General features: G+C 58.5%; 18 protein-coding genes and 1 tRNA gene. 11 read left to right on the top strand and 8 right to left on the bottom strand.

The genetic code is table 11. The annotated features are described in order from the left end of the window. Positions 1-32: 32 nt before the first annotated feature. A complete protein-coding gene (locus AAHA39_RS11485) occupies positions 33-497 on the bottom strand; it encodes an FxsA family protein (RefSeq protein ID WP_041209158.1) in 465 nt (154 codons plus the stop codon). Positions 498-940: 443 nt separating this feature from the next. Here AAHA39_RS11485 and aspA point away from each other — a divergent pair, with 443 nt between their 5' ends. Continuing rightward, positions 941-2383, top strand: coding sequence for an aspartate ammonia-lyase (gene aspA / locus AAHA39_RS11480; protein WP_033113944.1), 1443 nt, complete (start codon positions 941-943; stop codon positions 2381-2383). 129 nt (positions 2384-2512) lie between these two features. Then, the gene (locus AAHA39_RS11475; RefSeq protein ID WP_320656013.1) at positions 2513-3832 is read left to right on the top strand and encodes an anaerobic C4-dicarboxylate transporter; all 1320 of its coding nucleotides are present in this window, start codon (positions 2513-2515) and stop codon (positions 3830-3832) included. Between the two features lie 544 nt (positions 3833-4376). Here AAHA39_RS11475 and tsaD read toward each other — a convergent pair. Beyond that, positions 4377-5390 carry a tRNA (adenosine(37)-N6)-threonylcarbamoyltransferase complex transferase subunit TsaD gene (gene tsaD, locus AAHA39_RS11470; RefSeq protein WP_033113942.1) on the bottom strand — a complete coding sequence of 338 codons (1014 nt, stop codon included), beginning with the start codon at positions 5388-5390 and terminating at the stop codon, positions 4377-4379. Positions 5391-5570: 180 nt separating this feature from the next. On the opposite strand from tsaD, the gene rpsU reads away from it, so the two are divergent. The 5 genes from rpsU to AAHA39_RS11445 all read left to right on the top strand — a co-directional run bounded on the left by rpsU (position 5571) and on the right by AAHA39_RS11445 (position 10453). Next, on the top strand, positions 5571-5786 hold the full coding sequence (rpsU, locus tag AAHA39_RS11465; protein WP_005309452.1) for a 30S ribosomal protein S21: 216 nt from the start codon (positions 5571-5573) through the stop codon (positions 5784-5786). A 15-nt stretch (positions 5787-5801) separates the two neighbouring features. After that, entirely contained in the window at positions 5802-6245 is a 444-nt protein-coding gene (locus tag AAHA39_RS11460; RefSeq protein WP_005341238.1) for a GatB/YqeY domain-containing protein, read from the top strand. 88 nt (positions 6246-6333) lie between these two features. After that, complete coding sequence (gene dnaG, locus AAHA39_RS11455; protein ID WP_320656012.1) at positions 6334-8121, top strand: DNA primase; 1788 nt, start codon at positions 6334-6336, stop codon at positions 8119-8121. A 183-nt stretch (positions 8122-8304) separates the two neighbouring features. Continuing rightward, positions 8305-10200, top strand: a complete 1896-nt coding sequence (rpoD, locus tag AAHA39_RS11450) for an RNA polymerase sigma factor RpoD (RefSeq protein ID WP_263975067.1) — start codon at positions 8305-8307, stop codon at positions 10198-10200. 176 nt (positions 10201-10376) lie between these two features. Beyond that, positions 10377-10453 (top strand) — tRNA-Ile (locus AAHA39_RS11445). A gap of 165 nt (positions 10454-10618) precedes the next feature. Here the strand turns inward: AAHA39_RS11445 and AAHA39_RS11440 are convergent. The 4 genes from AAHA39_RS11440 to purH form a co-directional block, all read right to left on the bottom strand. Next, positions 10619-11173 carry a cytochrome b/b6 domain-containing protein gene (locus tag AAHA39_RS11440; protein ID WP_320656011.1) on the bottom strand — a complete coding sequence of 185 codons (555 nt, stop codon included), beginning with the start codon at positions 11171-11173 and terminating at the stop codon, positions 10619-10621. Further along, a complete protein-coding gene (locus AAHA39_RS11435) occupies positions 11154-11528 on the bottom strand; it encodes a cytochrome b562 (protein ID WP_041209147.1) in 375 nt (124 codons plus the stop codon). Before AAHA39_RS11435 ends, AAHA39_RS11440 begins: the two co-directional genes overlap by 20 nt. Positions 11529-11775: 247 nt before the next feature. Then, a complete protein-coding gene (purD, locus tag AAHA39_RS11430; protein ID WP_185227768.1) occupies positions 11776-13068 on the bottom strand; it encodes a phosphoribosylamine--glycine ligase in 1293 nt (430 codons plus the stop codon). Positions 13069-13177: 109 nt separating this feature from the next. Beyond that, positions 13178-14770 (bottom strand): bifunctional phosphoribosylaminoimidazolecarboxamide formyltransferase/IMP cyclohydrolase, encoded by a 1593-nt coding sequence (purH, locus tag AAHA39_RS11425; RefSeq protein WP_201908755.1) that lies wholly within the window; start codon positions 14768-14770, stop codon positions 13178-13180. A 421-nt stretch (positions 14771-15191) separates the two neighbouring features. On the opposite strand from purH, the gene zntR reads away from it, so the two are divergent. Further along, a complete protein-coding gene (zntR, locus tag AAHA39_RS11420; RefSeq protein ID WP_041209144.1) occupies positions 15192-15644 on the top strand; it encodes a Zn(2+)-responsive transcriptional regulator in 453 nt (150 codons plus the stop codon). Positions 15645-15806: 162 nt separating this feature from the next. After that, a complete protein-coding gene (locus tag AAHA39_RS11415; protein WP_320656010.1) occupies positions 15807-16046 on the top strand; it encodes an alternative ribosome-rescue factor A in 240 nt (79 codons plus the stop codon). Positions 16047-16163: 117 nt separating this feature from the next. Here the strand turns inward: AAHA39_RS11415 and hemW are convergent, their stop codons facing one another. Further along, a complete protein-coding gene (gene hemW, locus AAHA39_RS11410) occupies positions 16164-17309 on the bottom strand; it encodes a radical SAM family heme chaperone HemW (protein ID WP_320656009.1) in 1146 nt (381 codons plus the stop codon). Between the two features lie 74 nt (positions 17310-17383). Next, positions 17384-17977 (bottom strand): RdgB/HAM1 family non-canonical purine NTP pyrophosphatase, encoded by a 594-nt coding sequence (rdgB, locus tag AAHA39_RS11405; RefSeq protein WP_033112987.1) that lies wholly within the window; start codon positions 17975-17977, stop codon positions 17384-17386. A gap of 235 nt (positions 17978-18212) precedes the next feature. Here rdgB and AAHA39_RS11400 point away from each other — a divergent pair, with 235 nt between their 5' ends. After that, a complete protein-coding gene (locus AAHA39_RS11400) occupies positions 18213-19376 on the top strand; it encodes a multidrug effflux MFS transporter (RefSeq protein ID WP_182927207.1) in 1164 nt (387 codons plus the stop codon). 77 nt (positions 19377-19453) lie between these two features. Then, the gene (locus AAHA39_RS11395) at positions 19454-20515 is read left to right on the top strand and encodes an oxidoreductase (protein WP_320656008.1); all 1062 of its coding nucleotides are present in this window, start codon (positions 19454-19456) and stop codon (positions 20513-20515) included. Positions 20516-20795: the final 280 nt, after the last annotated feature.

The following is a 20795-nucleotide window of genomic DNA, read 5'->3' as shown; positions in this document are numbered from 1 at the left end:
CGGTCACTCGCCTCGGGTTTTCGTCTCGTCGATTACTCTTTGCGCTCAAACTCGCCTTCGATGGTGGTGCCACCCTGCTTCGGATGATCGTCGAGGGATTGCTCAAACGGCGATTGAGTACGCTGGAAACCACCCATCTGCATCCGGAACTGGTTGCTGCCGATCAGCTTGTCGGCCAGTTTGTTGCGCAGCCAGGGCTGCAGCAGCAGGATCCCGAAGAAGTCAGTGACAAAACCCGGGATGATCAGCAGCAGACCGGCCAGCGCCAGCATCATGCCACCCATCACCTCGCGGCCCGGCATCTCGCCCTGTTGCATTTTCTGCTGGGCACTGAACAGGGTCTTGAGCCCTTCACTGCGCACCAGAGAAGAGCCCAGAATGGCGGTCAGGATGAGCAAGCCGACGGTCGGCAGCGCTCCAATCACAGAACCGACCTCGATCATCACGGTGAGCTCCAGTACCACCAGACCCACCAACAGCAGAAACAGCTTGCCCATATAAGCTCCACAGCCAGTCAAATGTGAGAAAAAGTGGTCCCGCGAACCGGGAGCTGCACACGATGTTCAGACGCGCGAGTCACCACTTCCTACCCCCAATAAATGGGGGCCAACCCGCCCTTTTCAAGCCACCCAAATGACCCCCTCATCAACCAGACGCTAAAAAATCAGCAAAAAATTACAAATTTTTATAAAAATCAGGGTGATAAATCATGTGCAACATATGTGTACATTCATCAAAGGAATTTGAAGATGTCACCAGATTAGTGATCCAGCTCTAATAACCGATACCTCAATTGGAGTAGTATGTTGATTAGTTATTAGGGAGGTCACACTCCCAATCGCCCCACTCGGTGTGTGGTGCTTCAGGATGAGCTGTGCGCAAGGAACTCGCGACCACTCGGTGAGGATTTTTCCATTTATCTGATTTCTGAGGCATTACAATGAGCGACATCAAGAACGTCCGCATTGAAGAAGACTTGCTGGGCACTAAAGAAGTTTCCAATGATCTCTACTACGGTGTGCACACCCTGCGCGCTGTCGAGAACTTCAAGATCAGCTCTCAGAAGATTTCTGACGTTCCGGAATTCGTACGTGGCATGGTGCTGACCAAGAAGGCCGCTGCGCTGGCCAACGGCGAGCTCGGTACCATCCGTCCTGAAATTGCAGACAAGATCGTGGAAGCCTGCGACCTGATGCTGAACACCGGCAAGTGCTTCGACCAGTTCCCGGTCGACGTTTACCAGGGCGGTGCCGGTACCTCCGTCAACATGAACACCAACGAAGTGCTGGCCAACATCGCACTGGAGATCATGGGTCTGGAGAAAGGTCGTTACGACGTCATCAACCCGAACGATCACGTCAACAAGTGCCAGTCCACCAACGATGCCTACCCCACCGGTTTCCGCGTTGCTGTTGTAAACAGCACCGACGTGACCCTGCATGCCCTGGAAGCGCTGATCGCCGCTTTCGACGTCAAGGCTAACGAGTTCAAGAAGATCCTGAAGATGGGCCGCACCCAGCTGCAGGACGCCGTGCCGATGACCCTGGGTCAGGAGTTCCACGCATTCGCCGTGACCCTGCGCGAAGAGATCAAATCCATCAAGCGTTGCCAGGAGCTGCTGCTGGAAGTGAACCTGGGCGCTACCGCCATCGGTACCGGTCTGAACACCCCGCCCGAGTACTCTGCACTGGCCATCAAGCGTCTGGCCGAGATCACCGGCCGTGCCTATGTACCGGCTGAAGACCTGATCGAAGCGACCTCCGACTGCGGCGCCTACGTCATGCTGCACGGCGCCATCAAGCGTCTGGCCATGAAGCTGTCCAAGATCTGTAACGACCTGCGTCTGCTCTCCTCCGGCCCGCGCACTGCCCTGAAAGAGATCAACCTGCCGGAAATGCAGGCGGGTTCCTCCATCATGCCGGCCAAGGTCAACCCGGTTATCCCGGAAGTGGTCAACCAGTCCTGCTTCAAGGTATTCGGTAACGACATCACCATCACCTTCGCCGCCGAAGCCGGTCAGCTGCAGCTGAACGTCATGGAGCCGGTGATTGGTCAGGCAATGTTCGAATCCCTGAGCCTGATGGAAAAAGCCTGTATCTCCCTGCGCGAGAAGTGTGTGGAAGGTATCACCGCCAACCCGGAAATCTGCATGAACCACGTGCTGAACTCCATCGGTATCGTGACCTACCTGAACCCCTTCATCGGTCACCACGAAGGGGACATCGTTGGCAAGATCTGCGCCCAGACCGGCAAAAACGTACGCGAAGTCGTACTGGAGCGCGGCCTGCTGAGCGCCGAGCAGCTGGACGAGATCCTCTCCATCGAGAACCTGATGAACCCGCAATACAAGGCCAAGCGTTTCACTCGCGAAACCACTGTATAAGCGACGCATGGGCCGGGATCTTCCCGGCCCATTTAAAGTCAGTTCCCGATTGGTCTTTATCCCCAGCCCGATCGGGAATTGGCTTTTTGCCAAATAAAAACCAAAAAACTAAAAAATGGAGTTATCGCTATGATTGGAATCGAGTTACTTGTCGTGCTCGCCGCTATCTATCTGGGCGCCCGGATAGGCAGCATCGGCATCGGCTTTGCCGGTGGTCTGGGGGTTCTGGTCCTGACCTGGGGCCTCGGGGTGCAGATCCCGAGCGACCAGCTGGTCAGCTACATCCCCTGGGATGTGATCATGATCATTGCGTCCGTCATTTGCGCCATCGCCTGTATGCAACTGGCTGGCGGGATGGACTATCTGGTCTCCCTGGCTGAAAAAGCGCTGCGCAAGAACCCCAAATACATAACCTTCGCCGCCCCGGTCGTCACCTATCTGATGACCATGCTGGCCGGTACCGGTCACACCGCCTTCTCCACCCTGCCGGTTATCGCAGAAGTGGCCAAAGAGCAGGGGATCCGCCCATCCCGTCCGCTCTCCATCGCGGTTGTTGCCTCCCAGATCGCCATCACAGCCTCCCCGATCTCTGCCGCTGTGGTTGCCTTCTCCGGCATGCTCGAGCCGTTCGGTGTTGACTACCTGACCCTGCTGGCCATCTGCATCCCCTCCACCTTCCTGGCCTGTATCCTGGGTGCCTTCATCGCCAACATGATGGGCAAGCCGCTGGAGCAGGACGAAGTCTATCTGGAGCGTAAAGCCAAGGGCCAGATCAAGCTGCGCGGCACCAGCCAGCTGGAAATCAAGCCGTACGCCAAGCTGTCCGTCTGGATCTTCATCGCCGCCATCGTGGCCGTGATGGCCTATGCCACCGCGATCTCCGGTAAAGTTGGCCTCATCACCAACCCGCCGATCCCCCGCGATGGCGCCATCATGGGCATCATGCTGGCCGCTGCCACCATCATGACTCTGGTGTGCAAACTGGACGCCACCCAAGTGACCAACATGCCGACCTTCAAGTCCGGTATGTCCGCCTGTATCTGCGTACTGGGTGTGGCCTGGCTGGGTAACGTCTTCGTGAAAGGCAACATGGACACCATCCAGCTGATCGCTGGCGACCTGCTGAACCAGTACTCCTGGCTGCTGGCCGTGGTACTGTTCTTCGCCGCCATGCTGCTCTACTCACAGGGTGCAACCACCAAGGCCCTGATGCCTGCCGCTCTGGCACTGGGTGTCAGCCCGCTGACCGCCATCGCCTCTTTCGCGGCCGTGAGCGCCCTGTTCGTACTGCCGACCTACCCGACCCTGCTGGCCGCGGTAGAGATGGACGACACCGGCTCAACCCGCATCGGCAAAGCCGTGTTCAACCACCCCTTCTTTATCCCCGGCACCGCCACCATCGCGATTGCCGTGGCGCTGGGCTTCTTCTTCGGCGGCATCATGCTGTAATCGCATCGCCTGTCGATAGCCAATCAAGAATCCCCGCCAGCTGGCGGGGATTTTTTGTGCCTCTCTCAGACACTTGCTGCTGATAGCGAAAACGTGGCGCAGGATTCCGTATCAACCGCAGTCAAACGCATCAGATAGCCGTCCATGGCTTCGCCCCGCACCGTCACCTCCCTTTCCTCACCTCTATACCAGGCGCGTTCTGGCGGCACTCTATGAGCGCTGGCATCCATCAGGAGCGGACGATGGCGAGCTGGCGGTAATAAAGGGCAAAAGCAGCGCTACAGGCAGGAGCTGGCAAAGGCATAAGGGAAAATGAGGCCAATTTGCCAAAATGCATAAATTTAATTTATAGCGCGACATAGATGCCAACAGTGGGCTTGAGGAAGTGGCCGCAGACGTCGCAGAGGGATCTTCCGATCCACAAGGAATAATCAGGCAGGCCGTGGCACAGCAATAAAAATGCCCCGGACAGGCTCCCGTCTTCACAGAGAGCATGCCCGAGGCATGTCACATCACTGGCCCGGCAGGGAGAGGATCCTCAGGATCAGACCGGATCCAGGGTATCCAGCGGCCAGCGCGGCACGGCCTTGACCGCCAGCGGCTCGAACACGCCCGCTTTCAGGCGCTGCATACCGGCATAGGCGATCATGGCGCCGTTATCGGTGCAATATTCGGTGCGCGGATAGAACACTTCGCCCTTGAGGCTCTCCATCAGCTCGGCCAGCTGGGCGCGCAGGTGACGGTTGGCACTGACGCCACCGGCCACCACCAGACGCTTGAGACCGGTCTCTTTCAAGGCACGACGGCACTTGATGGCCAGGGTATCGACCACCGCATCTTCAAACGCACGGGCGATATCGGCGCGGGTCTGCTCATCATCACCGTTGGCGGCAATTGTGTTAGCGGCAAAGGTCTTGAGGCCGGAGAAGCTCATGTCGAGCCCGGGGCGATCAGTCATGGGACGGGGGAAGTGGAAGCGTCCGGTGGTGCCCTTCTCGGCCAGACGGGAGAGCAGCGGGCCACCCGGATAGTCCAGCCCCATCAGCTTGGCGGTCTTGTCGAACGCCTCGCCGGCAGCATCGTCGATGGATTCGCCCAGCAGTTGATAACTGCCGATGCCATCAACCCGTACCAGCATGGAGTGGCCACCGGAGACCAGCAGCGCCACGAAGGGGAACTCGGGGGCCTTCTCTTCCAGCATGGGCGCCAGCAGGTGACCTTCCATATGGTGGACAGCGATAGCCGGCTTGTTCCACGCCATCGCCAGTGAACGGCCAATGGTGGCCCCCACCAGAATGGCGCCAACCAGACCCGGCCCCGCGGTATAGGCGATGCCATCGATATCATCCTTGCCCAGTCCCGCCTCCCGCAATGCGGCCTGGATCAACGGGATCGTCTTGCGAACGTGATCCCGGCTGGCGAGCTCGGGGACAACGCCACCGTAGTCCGCATGCAGCTTGACCTGGCTATATAACTGGTGGGAAAGGATCCCTTTTTGATCGTCGAAGATCGCGATCCCGGTTTCGTCACAGGATGTCTCTATGCCCAATACACGCATTGCTAAAAATTTTCACTGCTAAAATGAGACGGCTATGGTAACCTTCGCGGGTTTTTTAAACCAGAGCGATCTCTGCGGGTTTACTTTCATTCCCTGTCCAGAGTATAATTTCGCACCATTTTAAGTCATGCTGATCGATTGAAGGTCAGCTAACAATTTTATCACTGAGGTGAAAGGCACATGCCAGTAATCAAAGTCCGTGAAAATGAGCCGTTTGACGTTGCTCTGCGTCGCTTCAAGCGTTCTTGCGAAAAAGCCGGTATCCTGTCCGAAGTTCGTAGCCGTGAGTTCTACGAGAAGCCGACTACCATTCGTAAGCGCGCCAAAGCGTCTGCCGTTAAGCGTCACGCCAAGAAGCTGTCTCGCGAAAACGCACGTCGTATCCGCCTGTACTAATCAAGGGATCATGCCGTGTCTCTGAAGGATCAACTGAAGGATCAGCAAAAGCTCGCCATGCTTGCCAAAGACAAGCCGCGGTTGGGCGCTATCCGGTTGTTGATGGCAGAAATCAAGCAGCGTGAAGTCGATACCCGTGTCGAGCTCAATGATGAGGATATCCTCGCTGTCGTGACCAAGATGGTCAAACAGCGCCGCGATTCCATCAGCCAATTTGAAGCTGCCGGTCGCCAGGATCTCGCCGACAAAGAGTCCGCCGAGATCGTTGTGCTGCAGGAGTTCCTGCCTCAACAACTGACCGCAGACGAAATTGCCGCCCTGATCGAGCAAGCCATCGCCGAGAGCGGTGCTGCCGTCATGGCTGACATGGGTAAAGTCATGGCTGTCTTGAAGCCAAAAATTCAGGGTCGTGCCGATGTCGGCGCCGTCAGTGCTCAGGTGAAAACCCGCTTGGCGTAACAGGCAAACTCTTGTTTGGTCGAAGAAGCCGTGCTTCCTTGTGAATGCGCGGCTTTTTTATTTTCTATCGCAGTGAAACAGGACGGTTATGGCAGGCAGGATCCCCCAATCCTTTATCGACGATCTGCTCGCACGCACAGACATAGTCGAGCTGATCGACTCGCGAGTGCGGCTGAAAAAAGCCGGTAAGAACTACCAGGCTTGCTGCCCTTTTCATAACGAAAAAAGCCCCTCTTTTACCGTCAGCCAGGAGAAGCAGTTCTATCACTGTTTCGGCTGTGGCGCCCACGGCAACGCCATCGGCTTTGTCATGGAGTATGACGGCCTCGAATTCCCCGACGCCATCGAAGAGCTCGCCAGCCAGCAGGGCATGCAGGTGCCCCGCGAGCAGAGCAGCGGCGGATCTGGCCATAGCCAGCCAGCCGTCAGCAAGGATCTGTTCGAGCTGATGAACCAGATCGCCCGCTTCTACGAGAGCAATCTCAAGAGTGCTCCCCATGCGGTGGAGTACCTCAAGGGACGCGGGCTGACCGGTGAAGTGGTCAAACGCTTCAACATCGGTTATGCCCCAAGCGATTGGGATCAGGTGCGTCGCCGCTTTGGCGCCAGCCGGGATCACGAACAGCTGCTTATCTCGGGTGGCATGCTGATCACTCGTGAAAATGGTGGGGGCAGCTACGATCGTTTCCGCGATCGCATCATGTTCCCGATCCGTGACAAGCGCGGCCGGGTCATCGGCTTCGGCGGCCGGGTATTGGGCGATGGCACCCCCAAATACCTCAACTCGCCGGAAACCCCGATTTTCCATAAAGGGCGGGAGCTGTTCGGCCTCTATGAGGTCAAGCAGGCACACAAGGATCCACGCCGGATCCTTGTGGTTGAGGGCTACATGGACGTGGTGGCGCTCGGTCAGTACGACATCGACTATGCGGTGGCGGCACTGGGTACCGCGACCACCAGTGATCACATCCATACCCTGTTTCGCACCACCGCCGAAGTGGTCTGCTGCTACGACGGCGACAACGCCGGTCGTGAAGCCGCGTGGCGGGCGCTGGATAACGCCCTCCCCCATCTGCAGGATGGCCGCGAACTCAAATTCGTGTTCCTGCCCGATGGTGAGGATCCCGACTCGCTGGTACGCCAGATCGGGAAGGAGGGCTTTGAAGCCCTGCTCGATGAAGCTCAACCCTTCGCCGACTTCATGTTCGAGCGCCTTGGTCGCGACGCGGCGCTCTCCGGTGAAGCGGGCAAGTTTGAGGTGGCCAACAAGGCTGCCGAGCTGATACGCCGCGTGCCGGAAGGGTTCACCCGTGAGGGGCTGATCACCCGCCTCTCCAGCATGATGCGCTGGGGCGAGAACAAGCAGCGAATTGCCGAGCTCTTTGCCCGCAACAGCCAGCCCAAGGCCGAGGTCAACAAGCCCAAGGCAGCCAAACTGACCCCGCTGCGCCGGGCACTGGCGCTGATGGTTCAATACCCGGCCGTGACGGCAGAGCTACCGGCAATGCCGGAGCTGGCGGGTTTGCGCTTGCAGGGGATTACCTTCCTGCTGCAGCTGCATCAGCAGATCCTGGTTCAGCCCGGTATCACTACCGGCATCCTGCTGGAACACTGGCGCGGCACCAAGGAGGGGGAAATCCTCGCCCAGCTGGCGATGCACGACCTGTTCGAGGAGATCAAACTCGATCAGGAGCCGGATATTCTGGGAGAGTTGCAAGATACCTTCGTCGGTTTCATCAACCTGTTTCTGAAACAACGGATCGAAGAATTGCAGGCCAAAGTGGCTCAGGAAGGACTAAGCTCCGAAGAAACCCAAGAGTTGATGATGCTGATCAGAGAGGTGCAAATTGAGAAAAGAAATGAGAGTGGGGCTTGATATTTGAGTGATTAGTCCCAATATGGATAGCGTTGCCCGAATCGACGGGATGAAAAGCAAAAATTTTATAACCGCCTGGCCCCGACAATACTGCGGGCAGGGGTTTCTCATGACCGACGCCGCAACCAGACATAGCATGTCTGGCGGTTTTCTATTAGAATTGGCTATTTGCGCAGCAGCGCACTGTACGCGCAACCTAGCAGCACCAACCGGATGAGTTCTATGGAGCAAACCCCGCAGTCTCAGCTTAAACTCCTCGTTGCCAAAGGTAAAGAACAGGGCTACCTGACCTATGCCGAGGTGAACGATCACCTCCCGCAAGATATTGTCGATTCAGACCAGATCGAAGACATCATTCAGATGATCAACGATATGGGCATTCAAGTGGTTGAAAACGCTCCGGATGCCGATGACTTGATCATGGCTGAAGGGGGTACCGCCGATGAGGACGCTGCCGAAGCAGCGGCCCAGGCTCTGGCATCTGTTGAATCCGAGATTGGTCGTACGACCGATCCCGTCCGCATGTACATGCGGGAAATGGGTACTGTCGAACTGCTGACCCGCGAAGGCGAAATCGACATCGCCAAGCGGATCGAAGACGGTATCAACCAGGTACAAAGCTCCGTAGCCGAGTACCCGGAAGCCATCACTTACCTGCTCGAACAGTACGACAAGTACGAAGCCGAGCAGCTGCGTCTCTCCGACATCATCTCCGGTTTTATCGATCCGAACGATACCGAAGATATGGCGCCGACTGCCACTCACATCGGTTCCGAACTCAGCGAGGATGACCTGGCTGACGAAGACGAAGATGAAGACGAAGATGAAGACGAAGACGGTGACAACTCTGACGATGACGGTGACGGTGGTCCGGATCCGGAAGTCGCTCGCGAGAAGTTCGCCGAACTGCGCGCCCAGTATGAAGTGACCCGCCTCTCCATTCAGAAGAATGGCCGCGCGCACGATGATACCCAGGCCGCCATCGCCCAGCTGGCCGATGTGTTCCGTCAATTCCGCCTGATGCCCAAGCAGTTCGATCGCTTGGTCAACAACATGCGCGAAATGATGGAGCGGGTTCGCGTGCAGGAACGCATCATCATGAAACTCTGCGTTGAGCAGGCCAAGATGCCGAAGAAAACCTTCGTCGCGGCCTTCACCAACAACGAGTGCGAAACTGCCTGGTTTGAATACCAGAAGCAGGCTGGCAAAGCCTGGTCTCCCCGTCTGATGGAGATGGATGAAGAGGTGCAGCGCGCCATCGGCAAACTGCAGCAGATCGAAGAAGAGACCGGTCTGTCGATTGCCCAGATCAAGGATATCAACCGTCGCATGAGCATCGGTGAGGCCAAGGCCCGCCGTGCGAAGAAAGAGATGGTTGAGGCCAACTTGCGTCTGGTTATCTCCATCGCCAAGAAGTACACCAACCGCGGTCTGCAGTTCCTGGATCTGATCCAGGAAGGCAACATCGGTCTGATGAAGGCGGTAGACAAGTTTGAATACCGTCGTGGCTACAAGTTCTCGACCTATGCAACCTGGTGGATCCGTCAGGCCATTACCCGCTCCATCGCGGATCAGGCCCGTACCATCCGTATCCCGGTACACATGATCGAGACCATCAACAAGCTCAACCGTATCTCCCGTCAAATGCTGCAGGAGATGGGTCGTGAACCGAACCCGGAAGAGCTGGCCATGCGCATGGGCATGCCGGAAGACAAGATCCGCAAGGTACTGAAAATCGCCAAAGAGCCTATCTCCATGGAGACGCCCATCGGTGATGATGAAGATTCCCACTTGGGCGACTTCATCGAAGATACCACCCTGGCTCTGCCGGCCGATGCAGCCACCAGCGAAAGCCTGCGCAACGCGACCCGCGAAGTGCTGGCCGGTCTGACCGCTCGTGAAGCCAAGGTGCTGCGGATGCGTTTTGGTATCGACATGAACACTGACCACACCCTCGAGGAAGTGGGCAAGCAGTTCGACGTTACCCGTGAGCGTATTCGTCAGATCGAAGCCAAGGCTCTGCGCAAACTGCGCCACCCGAGCCGCTCGGAAGTGCTGCGCAGCTTCCTGGACGAATAGTCCTGACCCCGTGTCAAACTGCTCTGCCAAAGCCCCGCCATGCGGGGCTTTGTTTTATCCATCCTGTTCCAGCATGCCCCCGGCTCCAGCTGGACAATTAGTCGCCAAGTGGTTGATATGCCTATAGACTGCCCTTTCCTCTTCCCCTATAATCCACGCCGCTAAATGCACAATTTGGCCCCTTAGCTCAGTTGGTCAGAGCAGTCGACTCATAATCGATTGGTCGTGGGTTCAAGTCCCCCAGGGGCCACCAAATTGAAAAAGGCCGCTCATGATGAGCGGCCTTTTTGCATCTGCGGACCGGGCAATGTCCAGTGATGAGATCGATGAGGTCATAAGAAAAGACCCGCCATGGGCGGGTCTGGACAGGTTCCGGATCAGGCACCTCAAGCGAGAGCAAGGAGCCTAATGCTGAGCCTCAGGTCTGCTCGTCGCGACGCTGGTTCAAGGCGTGACGGGGAAGCGAGGGCAACATCCGGATCACCAGACTGCTGCGCTGACGCCACGAGGTGAACACAATGGCCAGCAGATGCAGTGCGATCATGCCCTGCAGTGCCCAGGTGCACCAGACATGCCAGTCATCAGCTCCCAGATCAAACCCCATCTCGGTATTCTGGAACCATCCGGTACCGGCAGTTGCCAGCACCAGCAACCAGAGCGCCCATACCGCCAACTTGCCGCTGCCATGATGGCCCGGCGCCGGCGGCAACCGCTCGCGCATCTCGTGCATCTGCTGGCGAAAATCCTCACCTTTGGGGATAAGGGCGCCCAGGCGGGCATAGCCACGGGCAAAGGTGAGCCCCCAGAGCAAACGCACGGAGACCAGCGCGATAGCCGTATAACCGAGCCACTCGTGCCAATCCTCTCCCGCTTCATTGAGCCAGAGATTGCCGATACAGATGGCCGCCACACCCCAATGGGTCAGGCGAACCACTGCATCCCAGCGAAAGGGATCACCCTTTTTGCTTGGCATACTTGTGATACTCCTTCTTCAGGTCGTTGACCTTGGCCAGGTGCTCGCGCGCCTTGGCTTCGTCACCGGCCTTGAGTGCAGCCAGGCTGGCATCCAGCTCGGTCTGTACCTCATTCATGCCCTCGAGGAACTTCTCCTTCTTGGCGGCAGGCATGTTCTTCTGCTTGGCGATGTCGAGCTGAGCCTTCATCTCGTTGATGTGCTTCTCCATGGTAGCCGCATCATCAGCCTTGACCGCCTGCTTGTAGTTGAAGCCAATCTTCTTCATCGGCTGTTCCAGATCGCCAGCCATGGCAGGCAACGCGATCAGACCGAACATCAGGGGCAGCAGCAGGGGGCGAACAGTTTTCAACATGGGATTTCCTTATATAACAACATGCTCAAATTATTAGGGTCACCTATGAATCCAAACAGGAATTCATCACCAGCATAATGCCATGACTCATGGTGAAGCGTTTGTGAAAAATGATGTTTTTTGTGGCAAATAGTGACAAGAGTGCCTCGCTTGTTAACCACGGCAACATGAATGCATCGACAATAAGGCACTTTCCGGCATAAAAAACCCCGCCATTGGCGGGGCTTGTTACTGCGGGTATCGGCCATCAGCCAGCCTGCTGTTCACGTTCGATGGCGCGCCAGCCGATGTCATTGCGATAGAAGACACCGTCCCACTGGATCCGGGCAGCCAGCTGATAGGCACGCTGCTGCGCTTCGGCCACTGTGTGGCCCAGAGCGGTGGCGCACAGCACCCGGCCACCGGCGGTCACTACGGTATCGCCATCAAGGCGGGTTCCCGCGTGGAATACCTTCTCGCCGCTCGCCTCTTCCACCGGCAGACCGCTGATGGCCTTGCCCTGCTGGTAGTCGCCGGGATAGCCGCCAGCTGCCAGCACCACGCCGATGGCCACGCGGGGGTCATAATTCGCTTCTACCTGATCCAGCTTGCCGGCACAGGCGGCCAGACATAGTTCCACCAGATCGGAGCGCATCCGCAGCATGATGGGCTGGGTCTCGGGATCGCCGAAACGGCAGTTGAATTCGATCACCTTGGGATTGCCCTGACCGTCGATCATCAGGCCAGCGTAGAGGAAACCGGTGTAGACGTTGCCCTCGGCCGCCATGCCGCGCACGGTCGGCATGATCACCTGCTCCATCACCTTGCGGTGTACTTCATCTGTCACCACTGGCGCCGGCGAATAGGCGCCCATACCGCCGGTATTGAGGCCGGTATCGCCATCCCCTACCCGCTTGTGATCCTGACTGGTCGCCATCGGCAGCACATGCTCGCCATCGACCATAACGATGAAGCTCGCCTCTTCCCCTTCCAGGAACTCCTCGATCACTACCCGGGCACCGGCGTCGCCAAAGGCATTGCCGGAGAGCATGTCGCGCACGGCCTCTTCGGCCTCGGTCAGGGTCATCGCCACGATCACCCCCTTGCCTGCGGCCAGACCATCGGCCTTGATGACGATGGGTGCCCCCTTCTCGCGCAGATAGGCCAGCGCTGGCTCCACCTCGGTGAAGTTCTGGTACTCGGCAGTAGGGATGGCGTGACGGGCCAGGAAATCCTTGGCAAAGGCCTTGGAGCCCTCCAGCTGGGCAGAAGCCGCGGTCGGACCGAAAATGGCCAGCCCCTCGGCACGGAAGGCATCGACCACCCCTTTCACCAGCGGCGCTTCCGGGCCAACGATGGTCAGACCGATGCGCTGCTCCTTGGCAAACGCCAGCAGCGCCGGGATATCGGTAGCTGCGATGGCCACGTTCTCGATGCTCCCTTCGTGCGCGGTGCCGGCATTGCCGGGGGCGACGAAGACCCGGGTCACCAGAGGGGATTGCTTGGCCTTCCAGGCCAGGGCGTGTTCGCGGCCACCATTGCCAATGATCAGTACTTTCATCGTATCGCTCGCTTCTATGTGGGTCACAGACTTCCGCCAGAGGGAAGCCGGTCGCAATAGTCAGTGGAAAAGAGACAACAAAAGGGCCGCCTATGGCGGCCCTGATCCATCAGTGACGGAAGTGGCGCATGTTGGTGAATACCATGCACATGCCGTGCTCGTCGGCGGCGTCGATCACCTCCTGATCGCGCATCGAGCCACCCGGCTGGATCACGCAGGAGATACCGGCAGCAGCTGCTGCATCAATGCCGTCGCGGAACGGGAAGAAGGCATCGGAGGCCATGACGGAACCCGCCACAGTCAGCCCTTCATCTGCCGCCTTGATACCGGCAATCTTGGCCGAGTAGACGCGGCTCATCTGGCCGGCACCGACACCGATGGTCTGGCCATCTTTGGCGTAGACGATGGCGTTGGATTTGACGAACTTGGCCACTTTCCAGCAGAACAGCAGATCTTGCAGCTCGGCCTCGGTCGGCTGACGCTTGCTGACCACGGTCAGGTCGCCCAGCGTCACCATGCCGAGATCCCGCTCCTGCACCAGCAAGCCGCCATTGACGCGTTTGAGGTCAAACCCTTGCGCCGGTGCAGTCCACTGACCGCATTCGAGCAGACGCACGTTCTGCTTGGCGGCGACCGCTTCGCGGGCCTCCTGACTGACAGTCGGGGCGATGATCACCTCAACAAACTGGCGGGCCACGATGGCAGCGGCAGTTGCGCCATCCAGCTCACGGTTGAAGGCGATGATGCCGCCGAAGGCGGAGGTGGGATCGGTTTGGTAAGCGCGATCGTAGGCACTCAGCAGGTCGTTACCGACGGCCACGCCACACGGGTTGGCATGTTTGACGATGACGCAGGCCGGCTCGTCGAACTCTTTGACGCACTCCAGCGCCGCATCGGTATCGGCGATGTTGTTGTAGGAGAGCGCCTTGCCCTGCAGCTGAACCGCGCTGGAGACGGAACCCGGCGCGGCATGCTCCTCGGCATAGAAAGCGGCAGCCTGATGGCTGTTCTCGCCGTAGCGCATGTCCTGCTTCTTGATGAACTGGCTGTTGAAGGTGCGCGGGAAGCGGGACTCCTCGTCACCCTCCTTGTTGTCACCGTAGGAAGGAACCATGGTACCGAAGTAGTTGGCGATCATGCCGTCGTAAGCGGCGGTGTGCTCGAACGCGGCAATGGCCAGATCGAAACGGGTTGCCAGTTTCAGGCTGTTGCCGTTGGCATCCATTTCGCGAATAACGCGATCGTAGTCGGCAGCTTTGACCACGATAGCGACATCTTTGTGGTTTTTAGCCGCAGAACGCACCATGGTCGGGCCGCCGATGTCGATGTTCTCGACCGCATCGGCCAAGGTGCAGCCCGCTTTGGCAACGGTAGCAGCAAAGGGGTAGAGGTTGACGACAACCATGTCGATGGGGGAGATAGCGTGCTGGGCCATGATGGCGTCATCCTGATCCCGACGGCCGAGAATACCGCCATGAACCTTGGGATGCAGAGTCTTGACCCGGCCATCCATCATTTCAGGGAAACCCGTGTAGTCGGAGACCTCGGTCACCGGCAGACCCGCCTCGCCGAGCAACTTGGCAGTACCGCCAGTAGAGAGCAGGGCGACGCCGCGTTCGTTGAGTGCCTTGGCAAATTCCAGAATGCCGGTTTTGTCAGACACACTCAGCAGTGCACGGCGAATGGGTCGAGCTTGTTCCATCACACTATCGTCCTCAACATAACGGGGACCGTTCCATGGGAGGCGAGGCTCAACACAGAGAGTCCCCAAATAAATGGAAGTGGGGGGATTTCGCAAACCACTCTCGCCACAGGCCTGACAACGGCAAAAGTGCTTTAAGAAATGCCCGCTTGGTGCGGCGCTCTCTTATGGGCGCGTATTCTACACAAAAAATGTGACGGGTGGTGGATTTTTTAAATAGCAAAACCCTTGTGTGGCGCGGCGTTAAACGTTTGCCACTTGATTTTTGCCAAACGTTTGCTGTTTAAGGGTTTTATGGCAAAAAAACGGTGAAACCAGCTTTTGTCTGCCCCTTTTATGCCCTTGGCTGGCAATCGTCCGGCAAAGGGGTGATAGTGGGTTCCGGTTTTGTTGAGTCGCATATCCAACGGGAGAAAAGGGCATGTACCGGATCGGTGAACTGGCCAAGGCGTGCGGGGTCAAGGCGGATACCCTGCGTTTTTACGAGAAGAACGGGCTCATCTCGCCGGGGATCCGCAACGAATCCGGCTACCGTCTCTACAGTGAGCAGGACAAGCGACGGCTGGAGTTCATCATTCGCGCCAAGTCGGTGGGATTCTCGCTGGCCGATATCGGCGAGCTGCTCGACCTCGATACCAACAAGGCCAAGGTCACCTGTCAGGAGGTAAAAGCCGTAGCCGACACCAAGCTGGCCCAAGTGGAGCAGAAGATCATCGAACTGACCCGCTTTCGCGACAACCTGCGCGAGCTCTCCAATATCTGCTGCGGCGGGCCGCGCTCGGCGGAGCACTGCGCCATTCTGGAGACGCTGGAGTCGGGAGCTCCCGCTCATCACGAGCATCATAACCACGATGAGCATGACCACGTTGGCTGACGGCACCAGCCCGCTCATTGCACCAGCGGCGATTTGGTGACAAACTCGCCGCGTTTTTAACCGGTGCCAGTGCATCCGGTTACCGGGCACTCATCTGAACAGACGGCCGTCGCGAAAACCGCCAGAGTCAACACACCAAGAGAAGAAAGAAGAGGAGCCATCATGGCCAAGATCCGGGTCGACCAACCCGCCCTCCCCCGTGAGGAAGATGCGCAAGGGGGCCACTATGCCCACCAGCGCGGCGAGATAAAGGATAACCATCTGCACGCCCTGCTCTCCGATCCCCTGTTTTGCAGCCGGGTCGAGCGCAACAAGAAGGGCAAGGGGAGTTACCAGCGCAAGGCCAAATTTGGCAAGCGGTGGGAGCCCGGCCAACAGCAGATGATCCGCGTCTGCTGCTGAGCGGGTTTCCACCGACCATAAACAATCAGGGCGCCAATGGCGCCCTGATTGTTTTGACAGAAGAAGCGATTTGGCAACGCCAACTCACCGCCTCAAAAGCGCGCCTCAACAGGCCGCTCATTCATCCATAAACAGTTCGAGCAGCACGTTGAGATAGCGATGACCGAGGGTGGTAAGCTGCCAGCTGTCGCCCAGATCGTCGATCAGCTCCTTGCTCTGGGCAATGGTCAGCACCGTCTCCACCCGCTCCAGTGGCAAGCCGGTATAGGCCTCGAACTCCGCCTTGGGGGCCGGTTCAAACAGGCGGAAGCGGTTCATAAAGTATTCGAGCGGCAGATCGTCTGCCGTCACCTGCCACTGCTCGTCCAGATAGGGGCGGCTCTTGTCCAGATACCCTTTCGGATGCTTCACCTTGGCGGTGCGCAGGATCTGCTGAGCCGCGAGATCAGTCACCTTGCCGTGAGCACCACAGCCGATCCCCAGATAGTCGCCAAAGCGCCAGTAGTTGAGGTTGTGATGGCACTGGTAGCCCTCTTTGGCATAAGCCGAGATCTCGTACTGGCGATAACCGCTGGCGGTGAGCATGGCGTGGCCCTGCTCATAGATGTCCCACAGGGTGTCATCTTCCGGCAGCTTGGGCGGCTTGGAGGCAAACGCCGTGTTCGGCTCTATGGTGAGCTGATACCAGGAGAGGTGCGGCGGCGCGCAGTCGATAGCCTGCTGCAGGTCATAAAGGGCATCGTCCAGACTCTGATCCGGCAGACCGTGCATCAGATCCAGATTGAAGGTAGGCAACTTGATGGCGTGGGCCAGTGCGGCGGCCTTGCGCGCCTCTTCCGGACCGTGGATACGCCCAAGCCGGGTCAGCTTATCCTGCTGGAAGCTCTGCACCCCGATGGAGATACGGTTGATGCCGGCGCGTTGGAAACCGGCAAACTTGTCCGCCTCTACCGTGCCCGGGTTGGCCTCCATGGTGATCTCGCAATCTGCAGTGAGCGGAATGCGGGCCCGTACCCCGTCCAGCAGGGTTTGCATCGCCTCTACCGTCAGCAGGCTGGGGGTGCCGCCGCCGATAAAGATCGAGGAGAGCGGTCGTCCCTGTGCCCACTTCAGATCCTGATCCAGATCCTCCAGCAGGGCGGCGACATATTCGAGGTGAGGCAACTCCCCTTTCTGGGCATGGGAGTTGAAGTCACAGTAAGGGCACTTCTGGACGCACCAGGGCACATGAATATAGAGAGAGAGCGGCGGCAGTTGCAGCATGGACGTTCCAATAAAACGGGGGCTCAAGGCCCCCATTGTAGATGACAATATGCGATGGGCGGTGGGGGCTTAACTCAGTGAGCCGCCAGCGCCGCTTTCAGTTTGGCCAGCGCCTGGGCACGGTGGCTCAGCTGGTTTTTCAGCTCGGCCGGCATCTGGGCCGCGGTGCAGTCGTGATCCGGCACGAAGAATACGGGGTCATAGCCAAAACCATGCTGACCGCGCTGCTCGTCGATGATCATCCCTTCCCAGCTTGCCTGACAGATGATGGGGGTAGGATCGTCGGCGTGGCGCATATAGACCAGCACACACCAGAAACGGGCGCTCTTGAGGTAATCAGGCGCCCCTTTGAGCTCAGCCAGCAGCTTCTCGATATTGGCCTTGTCACCGGCACCCTGACCGGCAAAGCGGGCGGAGTAGACCCCGGGACGCCCCTGCAGCAGATCCACTTCCAGACCGGAGTCATCGGCAACGGCGGGCAGGCCGGTGATACGGGCGGCATGGCGCGCCTTGATAATGGCGTTTTCAACGAAGGTGGTGCCGGTCTCGTCGGCATCGGAGACAGCAAACTCGCTCTGCGGGATCACCTGGATCTTCATGTCGGCCAGCATGGCGGCCAACTCCTTCACCTTTTTCTGGTTACCTGTTGCCAGGACAAGCTTGTTCATCGAGCACCTCCGCAAAAATAATCAGCGCATTCTATGCGGCGCAAGCGTTTAGTAAAAGCGCCAATTACAGCAGCTGCCATGGCTTGAGCGGGAGTTATCCCCCTTTCAATTGAGCGCTTTTTGATACATGTTTCCGCAGAGGAATAACCGAAGTGATTAAATACCATTTCTATTCATTACTTTGAGCCAGTAGACTCGCGCACCAATTCAATCCCGGCTGATAGAGAGGTGACAGATGCCATTGATTCTTTTACTCGTACTGCTGGTACTGTTCAGCCCGTTGGCCATCGACATCTACCTGCCCGCCATTCCGCAGATGGCCGAACAGCTCGGAGCGGAAGTGACCCTGATGCAGGGCACCATCACCTGGTTCCTGTTCAGCATGGGGCTGGGACAACTGCTGGTCGGTCCGCTGGCCGACCGCTATGGCCGCAAGCCGGTTGCACTGGGCGGCGTGCTGCTCTACGGTCTGAGCGCGCTGGGGGCCGGTTTCGCCGCCAGCCTCGGCGAATTGATGCTGGCGCGAGTACTGCAGGGCTTTGGCGCCTGCGCCACCTCGGTCGCCGCCTTCTCGGTGGTGCGTGACAGCTATGGCCCGAAAAAGAGCGGCCAGATGATCTCCTATCTCAATGGCGCCATCTGCTTTATCCCGGCCCTTGCCCCCCTGCTCGGTGGCTGGCTCACCGCCAAGGCGGGCTGGTCTGCCAACTTCTGGTTTATGGCCGGTTATGCGCTCATCGTCGGCAGCTGGCTGCTGTGGCGGATGCCGGAGACCCGCCCTGAGGAGACCCGCAGCGAAGGGGCCCTCATCAGCTGGTCGCGCTACAGCCCGGTACTACGCTCCCCCAGCTTCCTGTTCAATGCAGCGCTGTGCATGCTGGCGATGGCGGTGATCCTCGCCTATGTCACCGCTGCGCCGGTACAACTGATGGTGAAGCTGGGACTGGATATGAGCGGCTTTAGCTACTGGTTTACCGCCAACGCCGCGCTCAACATTCTGGCCTGTTTCATGGCCCCGCGCTTTATCGCCAAGGTGGGGCCAAGACGCACCCTGCGTATCGGCCTGCTGGTACTGATGCTCTCGGCCATCGCCCTGACCCTCGCGATGCACATCGAACATCCGCTGGCAATGATGGGACCGGTATTCCTCTCCAGCATCGGCTTTGCCATGATCCTGGGTTCGGCCGCCGGGATGGCGCTGGCACCGTTCGGCCACTGCGCCGGTACCGCCGCTGCCCTGCTCGGCCTGTTCCAGATGAGCGGCTCCGGCGCCCTGGTTGGCCTGACCGGCGCCCTGATGCACGACCCGCTCAGCCAGCTGGCACTGCATATGTGGCTGCTGCTGCCACCGCTGGTGATGCTGATGACACGCCGCGGACGCCGCTTGTGTTTGCAATAAATCCTGTGCTCTGATGCACACTCCGGGGGCCATCGGCCCCCTTCTTGTTTGTCACTCGACGTCAGCGGAGAACCCCGATGAGCCACTCTCTCAACGCCGCCCTGGTGGGCTATGGCTTTGCAGGCAAGACCTTCCACGCCCCCTTCCTCTCCACCACGCCCGGTCTGTCCCTGAGCTGGGTAGTCAGCAGCGATGCTGCCAAGGTGCTGGTCGATCTGCCCGGCTGCCGGGTCGGTTCACTGGAAGAAGTGCTGAGCGATGAGACCGTCGATCTGGTGGTGATCGCTACCCCCAACGATACCCATGCTCCTCTGGCCCGCCAGGCGCTGCTGGCAGGCAAACATGTGGTGATCGACAAGCCGTTTGCGCTGGATCTGGCCGAAGCGGCAGAGCTGGTCGAGCTGGCCGAAAAGCAGCAGCGACTGCTCAGCATCTTCCACAACCGCCGTTGGGACGGGGATTTTCTCACCGTGCGCCGTTTGATTGCCGAGGGGACGCTCGGGCAGATCGCCCAGTTCGAATCCCATTTCGATCGCTATCGCCCCGAGGTGCGTCAACGCTGGCGCGAAGCGGGTGGCCCGGGTTCCGGACTCTGGTTCGATCTCGGCCCCCATGTGCTGGATCAGGCGCTACAACTGTTCGGCCAACCGGACTGGCTGCAGGCAGACCTTGCCGGGCAGCGCCCCGGTGCCCTGGCTGATGACTACTTCCATGTAGTGCTGGGCTATGGTGAACGCTCTGGCGAAATGCGAGTGATCCTGCATGGTAGCTGTCTGGTATCGGCCACCATGCCCCGCTTTGTCATTCACGGCAGTCAGGGCTCGTTCGTCAAATTCGGTATGGATGTGCAGGAAGATCAGCTCAAGCTGGGCAAGCGGCCACCAGCTGCGGATTGGGGGCTGGATAGCGAACCCGGTCAGCTCAGTCGTATCGTGGATGGCCAATTGCAGCAACAGAGCCTGACCGGCGAAGCGGGGGATTACGGCGCCTACTACCGCGGCGTCTGTGCCGCCATCAGAGGTGAGGGAGATAACCCGGTACCCGCTACGGAAGCGTTGGCGGTGATGGCACTGCTGGACCTTGCCCGCGAGAGCAACCGCTTGGGGCAACGGCTGAGCTGTCAGAAGCTGTCTGACTAACGCGTTGCAGCTTGCAGCTCTGACAGATATGGATACCGTTTAAACTGCCAATCAACATCAATAACTTGGTGGTTTATTGTGCATCAACCGCAAGTAAGCGGCATCTTGTATTGATATCAGTCGTTGCAGTGGAGCTTTTTATCCACTGCGCGAAAAAATGTCATTGTGATATCCGTTTTCATCGGTAACCAATGGGGCTATATTGCGCCCGCCTCCCTGAGTCCCGGCCTCTTGTCTTATTCCGGGTCACGGTGGGCGCAGTGATGGTTGTTTCGACCAT

Origin of the sequence: Aeromonas sp. SE22, assembly GCF_038739755.1 — a bacterium.
GTDB classification, from domain to species: Bacteria; Pseudomonadota; Gammaproteobacteria; order Enterobacterales; family Aeromonadaceae; genus Aeromonas; species Aeromonas jandaei.
The sequence above is the reverse complement of the archived record's forward strand: the minus strand, read 5'-3'. Positions and strand labels throughout refer to the sequence as shown.